Source organism: Xanthomonas cucurbitae (genome assembly GCF_002939885.1).
Taxonomy (GTDB): Bacteria; Pseudomonadota; Gammaproteobacteria; order Xanthomonadales; family Xanthomonadaceae; genus Xanthomonas; species Xanthomonas cucurbitae.
The window spans coordinates 51501-68299 of sequence record NZ_MDED01000016.1 but is presented as its reverse complement, the minus strand read 5'-3'; the positions used below and the strand labels follow the sequence as shown (position 1 = coordinate 68299).

Below are 16799 nucleotides of genomic sequence, written 5' to 3'. Positions count from 1 at the left end.
AAAAGACGCAAGGCACGATCCGCACTGTCGGGCGGCCCCAACGCGGTGGCCGCAGGTCGATCAAATTGACCTGCTTAATTTAAACTTATGTGACAACACTGGTCCTTTTGCTGTCCCATGTCTTCATTCTTCGCCAGCGCGGCTATCCGTTCGCGTTACCGCCGCCGCAGCGACGGGCAGGCAGCCGGTTCCAGGGAGCGCGCGTTGCTGGGTCTGATCCGCACGCCGGCCAGGTGGCGCGTGCCGATCTGCCGCGCGCCAGCGGGCTCAGCGTTCCTGGCACCAAGGGCATCATCGACCTGCTGGTTGTACATGGGCTGCTCCAGCTCGGCCCGTTGCTGCGGCGAGGTCGCGGCCAACCCAGCGTCCAGTTGAGTTTGGTGCCCGACTACGCGTACAGCGTGGGAGTGTCGTTGATGGTCGATGGCATCGCGATGGTGCTGATCGACTTCGCCGGGCAGATGCGCGGCATGCGCCAGCTCACCGCGTTCCCGCTGACGCTGGAACGGGTCGCGGCGTGGCTGCCGGAACTGGTGGAGCAGTTGCTGCAGGCCGCCGGTGCGGACCGGCGGCCGCTATTCGGGGTGGGGGTCAGCATGACTGGCCCGCGCATCGGCGACGGCACGCGGGTCAATCCGCCGCTCACGCTGGCCGCCGATTGGATGCAGGTGGAGCTGGGCCGGTTCATCGCCGACCGCTGCAGTTGCCGGTCTGGATGGACAACGACGCCCATTGCGCCGCCCTGGCCGAAACTTTGTACGGAGTCGGCCGCCAATTGCCGGATCTGGTCTATCTGACGATCGCCGATGGGTTTGCCGCAGGTGTGATCGCCGCCGGTAAGGTGCGCTGCGGCACACACACGGCAATGTTGGCGAAATGGAGCGTATCTCGGCCATCATCGGCAGCGCGCGGCCAACGCTGGAAAGCCTGCGCCAGGCGCTGGTCGCCGATGGCCATGTGCGGCCGCACCTGCACACCATGCTGCAGCACGACGATCCGGCATGGCCGCAGGTCGACGCCTGGTTGGATGAGGTGCAACCCACAGTGACCCAGGCGGTGGCGGCGGTCATCGCGTTGATCGACCCGCGTGTCATCGTCTTCGGCGAGCGTCTGTCGGCAGATCTTGCGCAGCGGCTGGTCGCACGCATCGCCTTCGAACCCGCGCCACGGCGCGGCGTCGCATTGCCGTATCCGGCGTTGCTGGTCGGGCAGGTGCAGGCACATGCGACGGTGCTGGGCCCAGCCATGCTGCCGTTCAAGGAAACGCTGTTCTAGCGCAGGCCGTGGACCAACTGATGCGCGTGCCGGCGTTGCGGCGGGCATTGTTTCGCATCGTGGCGGCATAGTTCGCCTCGGTTGCGCATTGTCATATGCCAAGCGCTTTACTGACAGCCCGCAGTGCTCTCGAGATCGTCATGCGTATTGCTCCTTCGCAACTAGTTGCCACGCCCACCACCGCGCTGGCAACACCGACGCACACCAGCCCGACCACCCCGATGGAGGTGCCGCACGTGCCCGGCGGCAACCCGCCACTAGGTCCACGTCCGCGTCGCCGGGCGTTGATGCAACCGCCACTGGCGCCGTTGGACAACAGCGCCATGACCGGCAAGCAGGCACTGGTGGCACTGGACAGCGAGTTTTCGGAGCAACGCCTGGTTGAAGTGCAGGCAAGGCAGATCACCTTGCAGGCCGCGCAAAGCACGCTTGCCAGGCAGCTTGCAAAGGCCGGCAAGGTGACCAAGCCCGCCAGCATCGCGGCACGCTTTGCCGCCGGAGCGCTGGACCCGGTGTATCTGGATACCGCCGCGTTCGATGCAATGACAGCCGACTTGCCGGATCACTCCCGTGCAGCGGCGGGCCCGGTGCTGGTCGATGCGCATCAAGGCCGCATCATCTTCGATCTGCAGCGCGCGTTTGCGCCTGACGACACCTTCAGCGATGCAGCACGCGCTGCGTTGCGCAAGGCGCTGGATCTGTCCGGCCATGGACTGAAAACACCTGGCTGGCTGAAGTCCACCGCACCCATGCAGCCGCGTCGCAAGTTGCAGCAAGCCGCGCGCTACCACGGACACGAGGTACCGGCGCGCGACGGCGGCGCAGCCTTCTTCAAGGCCAACGACCATCGTCTGGTGGCCGGCAAGGACGCGCTTTTGCGCAAGCACCGCAAGGAGCTCGTGCACGACGCGTACTTCCAGGCGCCCAGCACGCGCGCTCTGGGCAAGGACGTGATGGTGCACCGGGGCCTGTTCGACAACCACGCCGGCATTCCGGAAAACTCGCTGGCTGCCATCGATCGCGCCTACGCACAGGGGTATCGCAACCTGGAGCTGGATGTCGAGGTCAGTGCCGACGGCGTGCCGGTCTTGATGCACGACTTCAGCATTGGGCGCATGACCGACGATCCGCAGAACAGGCTGGTCTCGCAGGTACCGTTCGCCCAGCTGCGCGAGATGCCGCTGGTGATCCGCAACCCGGTCGATGGCGACTTCATCAAGACCGATCAGACCATTGCCGCCGTGGAGCAGGCACTGGAGCATGCGCTGCAGAAGCCGGAGGCGATGTCGGTGGCGCTGGATTGCAAGGAAGATACCGCCGAGGCGGTGGCGATGCTGCTGATGCGCCGGCCGGATCTGTGCCAGGGGGCCGCGATCAAGCTCTATGCCAAGTACTACACGGGTGGATTCGATCAATTTTTGTCCAATCTTTACAAGCACTATCAGATCAATCCGCTGCACTCCCAGGATGCGCCACGCCGGGCCGCGCTCGATCGCCTGCTGGCCAAGATCAATGTGGTGCCGGTCTTCAGCCAGGGCATGCTCGCCGACGCGCAGCTGCGCGAGTTCTTCCCGGGCAAGGACGATGGCCCGGAGGGACTGGCCGATACGGCGGTCCAGTGGCTGGAAAGCTGGAACAAGATGCGCCCGGTCATCGTGGAGGCGGTGGCCACCGATCAGCAGAGCGCTGCGGGCAAGGCCATGGAGCTGACACGCACACGCCTGCGCCAGCCGGACTCGTCCTACGCGCAGGCGGCGTTTTCGTCAGGCTATCGGTATGAGGATTTCTCACTGCCGCGCGCCAACCACGACAAGGACTATTACGTCTGGCGCAACTTCGGCGAGATGCAGAAGCTGAGCGACGAAGCCTTCGGGATCCAGCGCACCACCGCCGGCGCCTTTCGCGATGCCGGCGAAAGCCTGCTGACCGACCAGCCCGACGAAGAACTACTGGCGCTGCTGGAAAACCGCACGCTGGCGCGTGGTCACACCGGCATGGAACTGGACCTGCCGCCCGAGACCCCCATCGATACCGCACGCGATGCGGCGATCGTGGAGCAGCGCACCGTCGAATTCCGCGCCTCCTCCAGGCCCGCAGACCCGGCTCATGTGGCGGCAGTGCGCGAAGGCCGCCTTCTGGATCGCTCGGCAGAACGCGCGTACGACACCGCAGCCAGGCAGGCGGTGGATGCACGCGCCGAATCCTTTGGGCGACTGACCGATCAGTACCGTGGTGCACCGGTGACCCATTACCTCAATGAGCAAGCCAGACAGACCGAGCCGGAGCTGTGACAGTGGCACGTGATCCTGCGCAGCCGCAGCCTGACACGGCGGCATGCGGGGCCACGCCGTGCCAGCGCCGCGCCCAACGTTACGGTGTCTCCATCAACGCGATCGCCTCGCGCTCCTGCGCCTCCACCGCCACCAGGCGTTGCAGCAGCAGCGATAGCGTCACCACGTCCTGGTGGTTGTGCTCGGCCACGCGGCGCAGGTTGCGCGCGCTGCCGCCGCGCAGATAGCTCAGCCAGGCGGCCGGCGCCTCGGAGCCGGGCAGGTCGTCTTCGCGGACCACGCGCAACAGTTGCCGCTCGATGGTGGACAGCTTGCAGTTCTCCCAGGTGCCGCGGTACCGGCGGCGGGTGGGGAACAACAGGTCGACATGGTCCAGCGCGGACAGCGGATCGCCGCGCCGCGCCAGCCGGTAGCGCGTCTTGAGTAGCGGGGCGTCGTAGCATCGGCCGTTGTAACTGGACAACACCGTCTGTGGCGTTAGCCAGCTGCGGAACAGGTCCAGCATCGCGCTTTCTGCCGCCATCGTGGACATCATCAGTTGCCGCACGCCCAGCCCGGTGCCTTGTACGGTATCCGTGCACCACTGCGCCACGCCGATCATGAAGGCACGCGTGCCGGTGCCACCGGCCAGCCCGGTGGTTTCGGTGTCGAAGAACAGCAGGTCCAGCGGGTCCACTGCGTCCTCGCGCTTGGCGAAGGCCAGCGATAGCGCCTGGCATGGGATCGGCTGTGGCAGGAAGGCTTCGATCAGGTGCAAGCCAGGTGCGATCTCGCTGCCGGGCAGATGCCGGTCGGTCGATGGCGTGCGTACCGGCGTGTGCGCCGACACCGCGCGTTCGCGCAGGCCGATCATCTTGCGCAGGCCGGCGATGTCGGTGTGCCGCTGGGGTGCCGGGATGGCGGTGGGCACAGCAGGTGTCGCGCGCATCGCCGGCACGCGCGCTGCCGCATCGGCCGCCGCGCCGGCCGGCTTGTGGCGGACCTCGTGGTCCACCCAGGCAAACGCCGAGCTATCGCGTGCATGCGGTGCCACCACCGGCGCCTGCAAGGCGCGGCGTGTCGTGGCCGGTGTTGCGGGCTGGGTACGCGCTGCACGGACGGCATCCACACTGCCCGACGGCGCGCTTCGTACCGCAGTCTCGCGCGGCACAGCGCGCGAGACAGATGCAGCAGCACCCGACGCCGGCTGACGTTGCGCACGCGTGGGCATCACCGCAGTGTCCTTGTGCGCCGTGGGCGTCAGCCCGCCGACCTGACGGCGTAGCAGGCGCAAACGTTCTGCGCTCAGCCCAGGATCGCTGCCAGGCATCGGCGGCTGCGCCGTGGCAGGCATCTCACGTGCGGCACGCGCGCGCACATCGCCTGCAACAGCATCCGCACCCACCGCATCAGCAGAGGTTTGGCCGACCACTGCCGAGCGCATCGGGTGTGTATCGCCATCCGCATCAACCGCAGCGCACCCATCCGCACCATCCACTGCACCGCTATCTGCAACCGCCGCCGGCACATAGGCGTGCCCGGCCTGACGCCGCAACAACCGCAGGCGGTCCGCACTCACGCTCATGCACCTACATCCAGCGCCAGGTCGTCATCGGCCTGGGTGGCATGGCGTAGCGGCGCATCGGCATCGAACAACAGCGCCAGCACGGTCAACGCCAGCGACTTGGGCGATTCGCCCTTGCCTTGCTCGTGCGCGGCCAGCACCGGGCCGACGCAGGCCGGGCAGCCGGCCGTGCAGTCGCAGCGACGCACCAGTTCGTCCGCGCGCTGCAGCAGCTCGGCCTGGCGCAGCCACAGCGGCTCGCTCAAGCCCACGCCGCCGGGGAAGTTGTCGTACAGGTACACCGTGGGCACGAAGGCCTGCTGCAGTTCCACCGCGCCTTGCTCGCCTTCTTCCACGCCGCGCAATTGCCCGCGCCCGGTCTGGTCGGCCACCGCAAACCAGGCGCCGTCGCCATTGCCCACCGCTTTTTGCAGGTCGCGCGCATCGGCCATCACCGCCACCGTCGCCACCACATGCAGCGCATACGCCGCCCCTAAAAATCCATCCAATGCATCCTGCCTGGAGGCGAATGCCTTGCCCAGCGTGGCCTGCGGCAACTGCCACCACACCGCCGTGGTGTGCAGCTCCTGGTCGGGCAGGTTCACCGGGCCGTAGCCGATGTTTTCGTGCGTGTAGTAGCGGATCTTCTTGTAGCCGGAGACGCGCCGCACCACATGCACTTCGCCATGATGGCAGTCGCCACGCCCGGCCAGGCTGCCTTCGAAGCGGTCCAGCACTTTCAGCTTGGTGTAGTCGATGCTGTCGGTGTAGTAGTCCACATGCGTGCGCGTGACATAGGCCTTGCGGCCTTCCCAATCCAGCCGCTCCACTTGATACGGCGTGCTTTGCACCATGTGGATGGCGCCTTCGTACAGGGTGAGCGCGGCGGCCGAATAATCCACCTCGGCGATGATCTGCTGCTTGCCGTCGCTCTTGTCCACCACCACGAAGTTGCCGTCGGCCACCGAGCGCAGGCTCACCGCGTTGGCCGGGTAGCTGTCGGCAATCCATTCCCAGCGGTCGCCTTCCTGGTGGACGACTTCGCTTTCAGCCAGCGCTTCCAGGAACACCAGCGGGTCGATCGGGCCGAATGGTTCGCTGGCAATGAACGGCAATTCGAACGCCGCGCAGCGGATGTGGTCGAACAGGATCAGCGGCTGGTCTGGCGCAATGCGCGCATGTTCGGGCGAGGCATCGGCAAAGAAATCCGGGTGCCGCACCACGTACTGGTCCAACGGTTGCGAGCTGGCCACCAACACGCCCAGCGCCGGCTGCTGGCGCCGCCCGGCGCGGCCGAAGCGCTGCCAGGTGGCCGCCACGCTGCCGGGGTAGCCATTGAGGATCACCACGTCCAGCGCGCCGATATCCACGCCCAGTTCCAGCGCAGAAGTCGAAATGATGCCGTCGATGGTGCCGGCGCGCATCGCGCGTTCCACCTCGCGGCGTTCGGTGGGCAGGTAGCCACCGCGGTAGGCGCGAATGCGTGGCGGCTTGCGCGGGTCGTGGTCGAAGATGTCTTTCAAATATTTGGTCAGCACTTCCACCATCAAGCGTGTCTGCGCGAACACCAGCGTCTTCAACCCACTCTTGATGGCGATACGTGCAATGCGGTTGCTCTGCGAACGCGCCGAAGCGCGCAGGCCGAGATCGGCATTGACCACCGGTGGGTTCCACAACAGCACATGCTTGTCGCCGGTGGGCGCGCCGGACTTGGTGATGGCATGCACGCGCTCTTCGATCAAGGCCTGCGCGTGCGCGTGCGGGTTGCCGATGGTGGCCGAGCACAGGATGAACTGCGGGCTGGCGCCGTAGAACGCGCAAATGCGCTTGAGCCGCCGCAGCACGTTGGTGACATGGCTACCGAACACCCCGCGATAGGTGTGGATCTCGTCGATCACCACATAGCGCAGGTTCTCGAAGAACTGCGCCCACTTGGTGTGATGCGGCAGGATGGCCTGGTGCAGCATGTCCGGGTTGCTCACCACGATGTCGCCATGCAGGCGGATCGCCTGCCGCGCATCGCCAGGCGTATCGCCGTCGAAGGTGAAGGCCTTCACCCCGAGCTCGCCGGCGCGGTTGAGCTCCAGCAGCTCGGCCACCTGATCCTGCGCCAGCGCTTTGGTCGGGAACAGGTACAGCGCCTTGGCGCCACTGGTCATCGCTGCGCTCACCACCGGCAGCGTGTAGCACAGCGATTTGCCAGAGGCGGTAGGCGTCACGATCGCCACATGCTCGCCACGCTGGCTTGCTGCCCAGGCGTCGGCCTGATGGCTGTAGAGCTGGCCGATACCGCGCGCACGCAGTGCATCGGCCAAGGCGGCCGGCACATCTTCCGGGATCGGTGCGTAGCTGCCTTCGCGCCCGGGGAGGGTGAAGCTGCCGGTGATGCGGTCGTGGTAGCGCCGTTCCAGGCGCTGGGTGAGCAGTGCGCCGTCGCGGCTGGGCCGACCATCGGTGGTGGCCAGGGCGCGTTCGGCGGTTTCGGTACGGGGAGCGAGGGCAAACGGAGGCATACGGCGGCTCCCAAAGAGGAGCATGAGACAGGGGAGGTGTCTCAGGGTATGAGACACGGCCCGAATGGGCGAGCCCGTGTCACTGAGCCAATTCAGCAAGCGGGTATGCTGTGGACCCCACAGCGTCATGCCCAACCTGCAGGCTGTGGGTTCCCCCTCTCCAAGACCCACCGTGCCCGTGCCCCCCAGCGCCCTCGTTCCGCATTACCAGACTCCCGCTGCCCGCCGTGCGGATGTGATCGTGCACGCTGCCGGTCTGTTCCTGGCCATCGTCGGTGGCGCCTGGATGATCTGGCGCGCGCATGCCAACCAGACCCTGCTGCTGGCCACCTGCGTCTACGCGCTGGGCCTGCTGGTGATGTTCGCCTGCTCGGCGGCGTACAACTTCGCCCCGCCATTGCGCCAGCCGATGTTGCGCAAGTTCGACCATGCCGGCATCTTCGTGATGATCGCCGGTTCGTACACCCCGTTCTTCCTGGTCGCGCTCGATGGTGCCTGGCGCTGGGCCATGATCCTGACGGTGTGGAGCGTGGCGTTGTTCGGCGTGTTCGCCAAGCTGTGCCTGCCCGGCATCGCCAAGGGCTTCTGGGTGGCGATCTACCTGCTGCTGGGCTGGGCGGGCGTCGTGGTGATCAACCAGATGATCGCCGGGCTGGACAGCGCGGTGTTGTGGCTCATCGTTGCCGGCGGTGCGTTCTACACCGTGGGCGTGGGCTTCTATGTGCGCAAGTCCATGGTCTACAACCGCGCCATCTGGCACGCCCACGTCTTGGGCGGCGCGTTGTCGCACTGGTGCGCCATCTGGCTGTGCCTGCGGCCGGTGGTGGGCGTATAGGGCGATTCCACTCCCACAGCGGCCATGCGTGCGCGTCATCGCTCAGTGGTTTGGCCCCGGCCGACCATGGCGCGCGATGGATCAGTAAGTCAGCAGTAGACGGTCGGCGACCAGTTCAGACTCCAGCGTTTGGCCGTCCATCTGGAATCTGCGCAGCATGGACCGGCCACAGTTGACCAAGGCCTCGCGCTTGAACAGACCGGCTGGCGGATCAATCTGCACGACATTGTTGCCGGACTTCTTGGTCCCATCGATGCTCAAGGCCACATAGACCCCACGCCGCTTGCACGCTGCAATGGCCTCGAACAACTCAGGCAATCGAAAGCCTTGCGCACCGTACAAGATGGACTGCGAATCCACATAGGGCGGATCGCAGTACACCAAGTCGCCCGGTTTGGCGCGCTGCATCAGTTCGCGATAGTCCGCGTGGTGGAATCGCGTACCCTTGATCCGCTGATGCCAGGTATGTGCGCGGCTCGCGAAATTAGCGGGCGGCATCGGTCGATGCGGGCCACACGGTGTGGACATGAAGCCGTCGGATTTTCTGAAGCGAATCACTCCGCCATAGCAGGTGCGCGACAGGAACAGCAGATCAGCACCATTGGCGGCGCGGTTGTACGAAGCCAGGACAGACTTGTAGGCCGGAATCTTGCCCATGTCCTCAATGAGGGCATGTCGCTCCTGGTACCAGGCGACCAACCGCTGCGGATCGTCTTTCAGCGTCGTCCAGATTTCAATCAGCGGCCCGAAGACATCGCCAGCGATCGCGCGTTCGGGGGCCAGCGTCGCCAGCACGGCGCCACTACCGATGAACGGTTCAACGAAGGTGTTGAAGTTCGCTGGAAAGTAAGAAATCAACTCTTCGGCGAATCGCTGCTTGTTACCGACCCATTTCAGGAGTTGGCCCTTGAACGCATGGCGCTCTGGCATGGGTGGGCGGGTGAGCTGATTCATGCCGGCAAGAATATCCTGAATTGGGATAGTTGGCAACTCGGCTCTAGAGTGCCGCCGATGACGACGCCCATAGACCGCTACGCGCTGCTTGCTCGACTGCTTCGCGATCTGCGGATCCAGTCCGATCTGACCCAGACCGACGTCGCCAGCGCTCTCGGCAAGCCGCAATCCTACGTCAGCAAGTACGAAAGCGGCGAACGCCGCGTGGACTTCGTTGAGTTGATGGAGCTGTGCCGCGTTCTTGGCGTCGGCCTCCATGATTTCATTGCATTGTTCGAGAAGGGAGAGCAGTGAGAGGCAATCCAGAATTCATGCGGCAGCCGCAGGCGTTCTGGGCGCTGGTTCGCACACTATCGGAACAGCTGGGATACACGAACCGCGTAGCGCGCGGAGCGCTCAAGGGTTCTGGAACGGTGAAGATCCATCGTGTCGAGCAGATGGCGACTGCGTTGACCGACCTGAGGCTCAGCCCCGCGCTGGTGCTGCGCAATGGCTGTGCAACGGAACTGGGGGAAACACTGCACCGTTATTTTGCCTATCGCGCCGATGTGCTCAACAACACGGTACGGCCCAATCTCATGAATGCAGCGGATGCCAGCGCACTCTATTGGGAAGTAAATGCGCGCGTCAATCCGCTGCGTTTCGTTCCACTTCCCATGAACAAACAGAAGGGCGCAATGGCTGCACCCGCCTTCCTGACGGGTTTGGTCAACATGCTGGTGCACGAAGTCATCGGCGATGTAGCGTGCGACTACGACCCACGTCAGCTGACGACATTCACCCGCAATGGCATCCCGCTACGCACGCTGGCACGCCGCGTCGATGGCGCGTTTCCTTCGACCGTCAATCCCATAGCGGTCTGGGAAATCAAGGAGTATTACTACACCACTACCTTCGGCAGCCGCGTGGCAGATGGTGTCTACGAGACGCTACTGGATGGCCTGGAGCTTGATGATCTGGAAAAGAACGAAGGGGTGCGCGCGGACCATATCTTGATCGTGGACTCGCACTACACCTGGTGGGTGTGTGGAAAATCCTATCTCTGTCGCATCATCGACATGCTCAACATGGGCCTGGTCTCCGAAGTGATCTTTGGTCGCGAGGTCGTGGAGCGCATACCGGCACTGGCACGCGAATGGTTGAATGCCGCTCGTTCGTCATGATGCTTCGACGTGCAGTCGCGGGAATCGAGTGCACTGGCACGGCTAATCGTCTGCCTGCAAGAATCACTCAAAAGAACATTGCCGTTTATTGATGGGAAGCTGCTCGCAGGACGCTGGCCATTGGGGTGCTTCCCACAGCGATGCCCACGTTCGAAGACGCGTTGATAGCCGGCTGCTGATTTCCCTGCGTCATGTTGCCGTGGCGTGAAGCGGACTCCACCTTCGCGATAGGGCCTGGCTGCCAGTCCTTACGAACTCTTTATGCTGGCAGGCCGTGGTGCCGATAGCTCCTTTATGCCACCCGGGCCTACCTTGGCCTCCCCGCACTACGGTGCGTTGAGCCAAACACGATGTGTATCCTGATTTTGCAAGGCCCGCAGACTGATCCGGCGCCATCGGCGCCAATGCAGGCCGACTGTGCCGGCCGTGCGTTGCGCACGCTGGCGTGCAGCGATGTGGAAACCCTGATTGCCGGCCTGCAGGCGGCCGGCGGTGATGCCGAGGTAGAGCTGGTGCTGCTGGATTCGGGCGATCTGCCCCTGTCCGAGCGTGGCTGCGCCAGGGCGCTGCGTGCGGCGGTGGATGCGCTGCCCACGCCGTATATCGAGCTGCATACCGATGCGGCGCAGGAGCTGGAGCCCTGGCTGCACCCGCAGCATGCGCCGTTGGCGGTGGTGATCGCCCCGCACGATGCCTCGCGTGCCTATGCGATGTCGCTGGGGATCGCGGCGCGTTGCCTACCGTCGTTGCACGCGCCGCTGCGCGTGGCGGCCTGAGGGCGCCGCCATGTCGATCATGATCGTGCGTGGGCCGGAGGCATCGTTGCCGTTGGTCCGTGGTCCGCAGCCGTTGCCGCGCGCGGTAATCCGGCAATTGGTGGAATGCGCCGGGGATGCGGGCAGGACGGTGGCGTTGCGTGCCTGCGGCTCGGAGCAGGAATTGCTGGATGCCTTGCGCGTGGCTGGCCAGGCGCGGATGGAGATCGCGTTGATCGATCCAGGCAGTTGCGTGGATAGCCCGCGCCTGCACCGGGTGCTGGGCGCGCTGCCGTATCCCTACGTGGAGACCCACGACGACAGTGCCGACAGGCCGGAACGCTGCCTGCCGGCCGGGTTGCCGCATTGCATCGCCACCGTACGCGGCTACTGCGCGCAGAGCTATCTGCTCGGGCTGGAGATCGCGTTGGAACACCTTGGCTGCACGGAGATCCAGGGCGATGTCCACGTCGGTACCTGAGCCGCGTCAACTGCATTACTTCGCCGATTACGAGGGGTATTGCGATGGCCGGGCCGTGCTGTGGGGGCAGCTGGCGCACAGCGTGCAAGTGCCTGCCGACGGCGAGCTGGATGCGGCGGGCCTGGTCTGCGCCCTGCGCCGCCGTGCCGCCGAGGCCCATGGACTGGAAGCCGGGCAGATCCGGCTGTGCCAGGTCACCCGGTTGTAGTGGCCATGCAGGGCTGCCGGCGGCGCCGGCACCCACACCGCCCACACGCCATTGCAGCGCGGAACGGGCGGCACGGCGGTCTGTCTAGGCCGGCTCGGTCCTTGTGCGGGCAAGCTGCGCGATTGCGTCCTGGACCACCTCCGGCACGCTGGCATCCACATCCACCGCGACCACATCGGCTTCGTCCAGTGGCAGCTCCAGTGTTTGCAGCTGGCTGTCCAGCAGGCTGGGCGGCATGAAGTGGCCGGCGCGGGCGCTCAGGCGCGCGGCGATCACCTGCGGGGCGGCATGCAGGAACACGAAACGCATCGGGATACCGCTGCCGCGCAGCAATTGCCGGTGCGAGCTGCGCAACCCGGAGAACGCCAGCACCACCGATTCGCCGGCGTGCACGCAGTCGCGCAAGGTGGCCGACAGCAGTTCCACCCATGGCACCCGCATGGCGTCGGTGAGCGGCTGGCCAGCGGCCATCTGCGCGCGCGCGGCCACGCTGTGGTAGTCGTCGGCATCCAGGAAACGGTAGCCGTAATGTGCGGCCAGGGCCTGTGCGATGGTGGTCTTGCCGCTGCCGGACACGCCCATCACCACGATGGCCAGGGGCGAAGCGGACGCGGGTATGGCGAGTGCGGCGGTGTCCATCACGTCAGGTTATATCTCCGGATCGATTCGGCATTTGAGCCGATTGCACGTTGGCGGCAGCCGATGCGTGGTGTAGCGTCGGCGCTCCTTGCCAGGTGAGCGGGCACCCAGCGTAACGGCGTGCCCGGCCGGGTACAACGCACCCGGAGGTCTGTCGATGACGTCATCACCCGCACCGTCTCCCGCATCGGCGCGCTTGCGCTGGCGCGAAAGACTCGGCTACGGCGCCGGCGATCTGGGCCTGAACCTGTACTGGGCCAACATCGGTTCGTTCCTGCTGATCTTCTACACCGACACCATGCACCTGCCGGCCGCGGCGGTGGGCACGATGATCCTGCTGACCAAAATCGCCGATGCGATTGCCGACCCGGCGATGGGTGCCCTGGCCGATCGCACGCGTAGCCGCTGGGGCAAGTTCCGTCCGTACCTGCTGTGGGGCGCGCTGCCGATGGCGCTGACCGGCGTGCTGGCGTACACCACGCCGGACCTGGATCAGCACGGGCGCATGTGGTGGGCAACGATCAGCTTCCTGCTGATGATGCTGGCCTACACCGTGGTGAGCATTCCCTACTCGGCGCTGTCGGGAGTCATCACCGCCGACAGCAACCAGCGCACCAGCCTCATCAGCCTGCGCTTCATCGCCGCCTTCGCCGGCACCACCCTGGTCAACTACTGCACGCTGGACCTGGTGGCCTGGTTCGGCGCCGGCAACGACGTGCTGGGCTGGCAGCGCACCATGATGCTGTACGGCGCGGTGGCGGTGGCCCTGTTCGTCACCGTGGCGCTGACCACCCGCGAGCGCGTGCAGCCGCCGCCGCAACAGCGCACCCCGATCGGCCGGGATATCGCCGACCTGCTGCAGAACAAGCCCTGGTGCGTGCTGTTTGTGCTCTCGCTCATCATCATGATTACCATCGTGATGCGTGGTGGTGCCGGCGTGTACTACCTCAAGTACTACGTGCAGCGACCCGATCTCACCGGCCTGTTCCTGGGCAGCTACTCGGTGTCGCTGGCGGTGGGTGCGGCGATCACCCCGCTGCTGACCCGGCACTGGGACAAGCGCCGGCTGATGGGCGTGCTGCTGGCCGTGGTCGGGGTGTTGAGCTGCCTGATGTTCTTTGTACCCGCCGATGCGGTGTGGGCGATCTTCGGTCTGAATGCCTTGATCGGCCTGGCGCTGGGGCCGAAATCGCCGCTGGCGTTTTCGATGTATGCCGACAGTGCCGACTACACCGAATGGCGCACCGGCCGGCGCGCCACCGCCATGACGTTCGCGGCGGCCACCTTCTCGCAGAAACTCGGCGGGGCGCTGGCTTCGGCGGGGATTGCCTGGGTGCTGGCGGGCATGGGCTATGTCGCCAACCGCGCGCAGTCCGACGGCTCGCTGACCGGCATCGTGCTGCTGCTGACGGTGATCCCCGGTGCAGTCGCCCTGCTGGCGGCATGGACCATGCGTTTTTATCCGCTGGACGACGGCTTGCTGCGTCGTCTCCAGCACGAACTGGCCGCGCGCAAGCGCGATGAACCGGAGCACCTTTGACCGTGTCTGCAACGCCTCTTGCTGCTTCCGACGATCTGTCCACCCTGCTGGCGCCCAGCGCCGATGGCGCGCGCTACGCGCTCTACAGCCCCACCGCCATGCCCAACGCCGGCGGGTTCCTGTGGAACCGCCGCATGATGCTGCAGCTCACCTGCCGCGGCTACGCCACCGGCCAATTCATGCAGCCAGAGCCATCGAAGTACGCGCATGCACCGATGCTGGAAGCGCGCAACTTCATGATGCCGGAGCAGCCGTATTACGCGCACCATCCCGGACGTTTCTTCTATCTCAAGGACGAGGACAGCGGAGCCCTGTACTCGGTGCCGCACGAGCCAGTACGTGCGCCGCCGCAGGCATTCGAATTCTCCGCCGGCAAGCACGATGTGCGTTGGCGCGTGCAGCATGACGACATCGTGGTGGACCTATGCGTGGCCTTGCCCACCGACGATGCGGTGGAGTTGTGGGAATGCCGGGTGCACAACCGGTCCGGACGCGCGCGCCGGTTCAGCCTGTATGCGTACTTCCCGGTCGGCTACATGTCGTGGATGCACCAGGCCGGTGGCTATGAGCCGGCGCTGGGCGGCATCGTCTGCCGCAGCGTGGCGCCGTACCAGAAGATCGACGATTACTTTCGCCAGCGCGATTTCAAGGACTGCACCTTCCTGCTGCACGAACAGCCGCCGGTGGCCTGGGAGGCGCAGCAACTGGCCTTCGAAGGCGAGGGCGGGCTGCATGCGCCGTCGGCGATACAGGCCGAACAACTGGGCAACCACGAGGCGCATTACGAAACGCCTGCGGCTGCGCTGCAATATCGCCTGCACCTGGAACCGGATGCAGCCAGCGTGTACCGCTTCGCGTTCGGGCCGGCCAAGGACGATGCGGAGATCGCCGCACTGCGCGCGCGCTATCTGTCCCAGGACGGCTTCGCCGCCGCCGCGCGCGATTACGCGCAGTATCTGCAAGGCGGGCGCGGTTGCGTGCAGGTTGCCACGCCGGATCCGGCGCTGGACAACCTGGTCAATCATTGGTTGCCACGGCAGGTGTTCTACCACGGCGACGTCAACCGCCTGACCACCGATCCGCAGACCCGCAATTATCTGCAGGACCACATGGGCATGGCCTATCTGCAGCCGGCCACCGCGCGCGCGGCGTTGCTGCATGCCTTGTCGCAGCAGGAGCCCAGCGGTGCGATGCCGGACGGCATCCTGCTGGTGGAAGGCGCCGAGCTGAAATACATCAATCAAGTGCCGCATACCGACCACTGCGTGTGGTTGCCGATGTTTCTGAGCGCGTATCTGACCGAAACCGGCGATGCCGGCATCCTGGATGTGATCGTGCAGACCCATGACGGGCAACGCCTGAGCGTGGCCGAACGGCTGGATGCAGCGATGCAGTGGCTGCTGGATGCGCGCGATGCGCGCGGCCTGAGTTTCATCGCGCAAGGCGACTGGAACGACCCGATGAACATGGTCGGCTGGCGCGGCAAGGGGGTGTCCGGCTGGCTCACCGTGGCCACCGCCTACGCGCTGCGGCTGTGGTCGGATATCTGCGCGGCGCACGGACGCAGTGCGCAGGCAGACAGGTTCGGCAAGGCAGTGGGCATGGTCAACGCCGATGCCAACCGCGAGCTGTGGGACGGCAACTGGTATGCGCGCGGCATCACCGACGATGGTGTGCGCTTCGGCATCGCCGATGACGTGGAGGGTCGCATCTACCTCAATCCGCAGAGCTTCGCACTGCTGGCCGGCACGGCCGATGCGCAGCAACGCGCGGCGCTGCTGGAGGCGGTGCGCGAACAGCTGCACACCCCCTATGGTCCGGTGATGCTGGCGCCGGCGTACACACACATGCGCGACGACGTGGGCCGCTTGACCCAGAAGTGGCCGGGCGCGGCGGAGAACGGCGCGGTGTACAACCATGCGGCGGCGTTCTATCTGTACAGCCTCTATCAGGTTGGCGAATCCGACCGTGCCTGGGAGATCCTGCGCGCGCTGTTGCCTGGGCCAACTCGTGAGGATGTGCTGCAGCGCGGCCATCTGCCGGTGTCGCTACCCAATTACTACCGGGGTGCCTGGCATCAGTACCCGCGTACGGCCGGACGTTCGAGCCAGCTGTTCAATACCGGCACGGTGGCCTGGGTGTATCGCTGCGTGCTGGAGGGTTTGTTCGGCCTGGTCGGCGAGGGCGATGGGTTGGCGATCCGCCCGCAGCTGCCGTCGCACTGGCCGCAGGCGCAGGTGACGCGCCAGTTCCGCGGTGCGACCTTCGAGGTGCAGCTGCAGCGCGAGGCCGGACGCGTGGCGGTGGAAGTGCTGGTGGACGGTGTGGTCAGCGCGGATCAGCGCGTGCACGCGGTGACCGCCGGCCGGGTGTATCGGGTGCAGGTGCGCCTGCCGGGCTGAGCGGCCCTCACCCGCCCTTCGGGCACCCTCTCCCGCAGGCGGGAGAGGGGAGCAGGCCAACCAGATGGGCCGCCCTCACGCAGCCATGGGGCAGTCCCCTGCTAACCGCCGCTGCCCGCCTGCGGGGGAAGGTGCCCGAAGGGCGGATGGGGGGCTGTTGGCCCGACAGTCCAGCACGCTCCCCACGGCCAATCCCCTTT

At 65.8% G+C, this 16799-nt stretch carries 13 protein-coding genes and 1 pseudogene; 10 read left to right on the top strand and 4 right to left on the bottom strand.

The genetic code is table 11. The features are described from left to right. The first annotated feature begins 117 nt into the window (after positions 1–117). Both XcuCFBP2542_RS10315 and avrBs2 read left to right on the top strand, forming a co-directional pair. Positions 118–1275, top strand: a pseudogene (locus XcuCFBP2542_RS10315) (ROK family protein). 140 nt (positions 1276–1415) lie between these two features. Next, positions 1416–3566 (top strand): type III secretion system effector avirulence protein AvrBs2, encoded by a 2151-nt coding sequence (avrBs2, locus tag XcuCFBP2542_RS10310; RefSeq protein WP_104603482.1) that lies wholly within the window; start codon positions 1416–1418, stop codon positions 3564–3566. Between the two features lie 79 nt (positions 3567–3645). Here the strand turns inward: avrBs2 and XcuCFBP2542_RS10305 are convergent, their stop codons facing one another. Further along, complete coding sequence (locus XcuCFBP2542_RS10305; protein ID WP_104603481.1) at positions 3646–5130, bottom strand: ribonuclease H-like domain-containing protein; 1485 nt, start codon at positions 5128–5130, stop codon at positions 3646–3648. After that, a complete protein-coding gene (locus tag XcuCFBP2542_RS10300) occupies positions 5127–7622 on the bottom strand; it encodes a DEAD/DEAH box helicase (RefSeq protein WP_167526793.1) in 2496 nt (831 codons plus the stop codon). Before XcuCFBP2542_RS10300 ends, XcuCFBP2542_RS10305 begins: the two co-directional genes overlap by 4 nt. Before the next feature lie 172 nt (positions 7623–7794). Between XcuCFBP2542_RS10300 and trhA the strand changes: the two genes are divergently transcribed. Continuing rightward, complete coding sequence (gene trhA, locus XcuCFBP2542_RS10295) at positions 7795–8457, top strand: PAQR family membrane homeostasis protein TrhA (RefSeq protein WP_167526794.1); 663 nt, start codon at positions 7795–7797, stop codon at positions 8455–8457. An 81-nt stretch (positions 8458–8538) separates the two neighbouring features. On the opposite strand, the gene XcuCFBP2542_RS10290 is transcribed toward trhA, so the two are convergent. Next, positions 8539–9411: a DNA adenine methylase gene (locus XcuCFBP2542_RS10290; RefSeq protein ID WP_104603480.1), complete on the bottom strand. Its 873-nt coding sequence runs from the start codon at positions 9409–9411 to the stop codon at positions 8539–8541. Between the two features lie 57 nt (positions 9412–9468). Here XcuCFBP2542_RS10290 and XcuCFBP2542_RS10285 point away from each other — a divergent pair, with 57 nt between their 5' ends. From XcuCFBP2542_RS10285 to XcuCFBP2542_RS10265, 5 genes are all read left to right on the top strand, one after another. Next, entirely contained in the window at positions 9469–9705 is a 237-nt protein-coding gene (locus XcuCFBP2542_RS10285; RefSeq protein WP_104603479.1) for a helix-turn-helix domain-containing protein, read from the top strand. A 17-nt stretch (positions 9706–9722) separates the two neighbouring features. After that, the gene (locus tag XcuCFBP2542_RS10280) at positions 9723–10574 is read left to right on the top strand and encodes a DUF7687 domain-containing protein (RefSeq protein ID WP_104603478.1); all 852 of its coding nucleotides are present in this window, start codon (positions 9723–9725) and stop codon (positions 10572–10574) included. A gap of 350 nt (positions 10575–10924) precedes the next feature. After that, complete coding sequence (locus tag XcuCFBP2542_RS10275) at positions 10925–11350, top strand: hypothetical protein (protein WP_104603477.1); 426 nt, start codon at positions 10925–10927, stop codon at positions 11348–11350. Positions 11351–11360: 10 nt separating this feature from the next. After that, a complete protein-coding gene (locus XcuCFBP2542_RS10270; protein WP_167526795.1) occupies positions 11361–11810 on the top strand; it encodes a 3-dehydroquinate dehydratase in 450 nt (149 codons plus the stop codon). After that, on the top strand, positions 11791–12018 hold the full coding sequence (locus XcuCFBP2542_RS10265) for a hypothetical protein (protein ID WP_104603476.1): 228 nt from the start codon (positions 11791–11793) through the stop codon (positions 12016–12018). The genes XcuCFBP2542_RS10270 and XcuCFBP2542_RS10265 overlap by 20 nt, the downstream gene beginning before the upstream one ends. A gap of 84 nt (positions 12019–12102) precedes the next feature. Here the strand turns inward: XcuCFBP2542_RS10265 and XcuCFBP2542_RS10260 are convergent, their stop codons facing one another. Next, positions 12103–12657: a gluconokinase gene (locus XcuCFBP2542_RS10260; protein ID WP_104603475.1), complete on the bottom strand. Its 555-nt coding sequence runs from the start codon at positions 12655–12657 to the stop codon at positions 12103–12105. A 157-nt stretch (positions 12658–12814) separates the two neighbouring features. Between XcuCFBP2542_RS10260 and XcuCFBP2542_RS10255 the strand changes: the two genes are divergently transcribed. Together XcuCFBP2542_RS10255 and XcuCFBP2542_RS10250 are read left to right on the top strand one after the other, a co-directional pair. Next, positions 12815–14197, top strand: coding sequence for an MFS transporter (locus XcuCFBP2542_RS10255; protein ID WP_104603474.1), 1383 nt, complete (start codon positions 12815–12817; stop codon positions 14195–14197). A 2-nt stretch (positions 14198–14199) separates the two neighbouring features. Further along, positions 14200–16599: a GH36-type glycosyl hydrolase domain-containing protein gene (locus XcuCFBP2542_RS10250; RefSeq protein ID WP_104603510.1), complete on the top strand. Its 2400-nt coding sequence runs from the start codon at positions 14200–14202 to the stop codon at positions 16597–16599. The last annotated feature ends 200 nt before the right edge of the window (positions 16600–16799 follow it).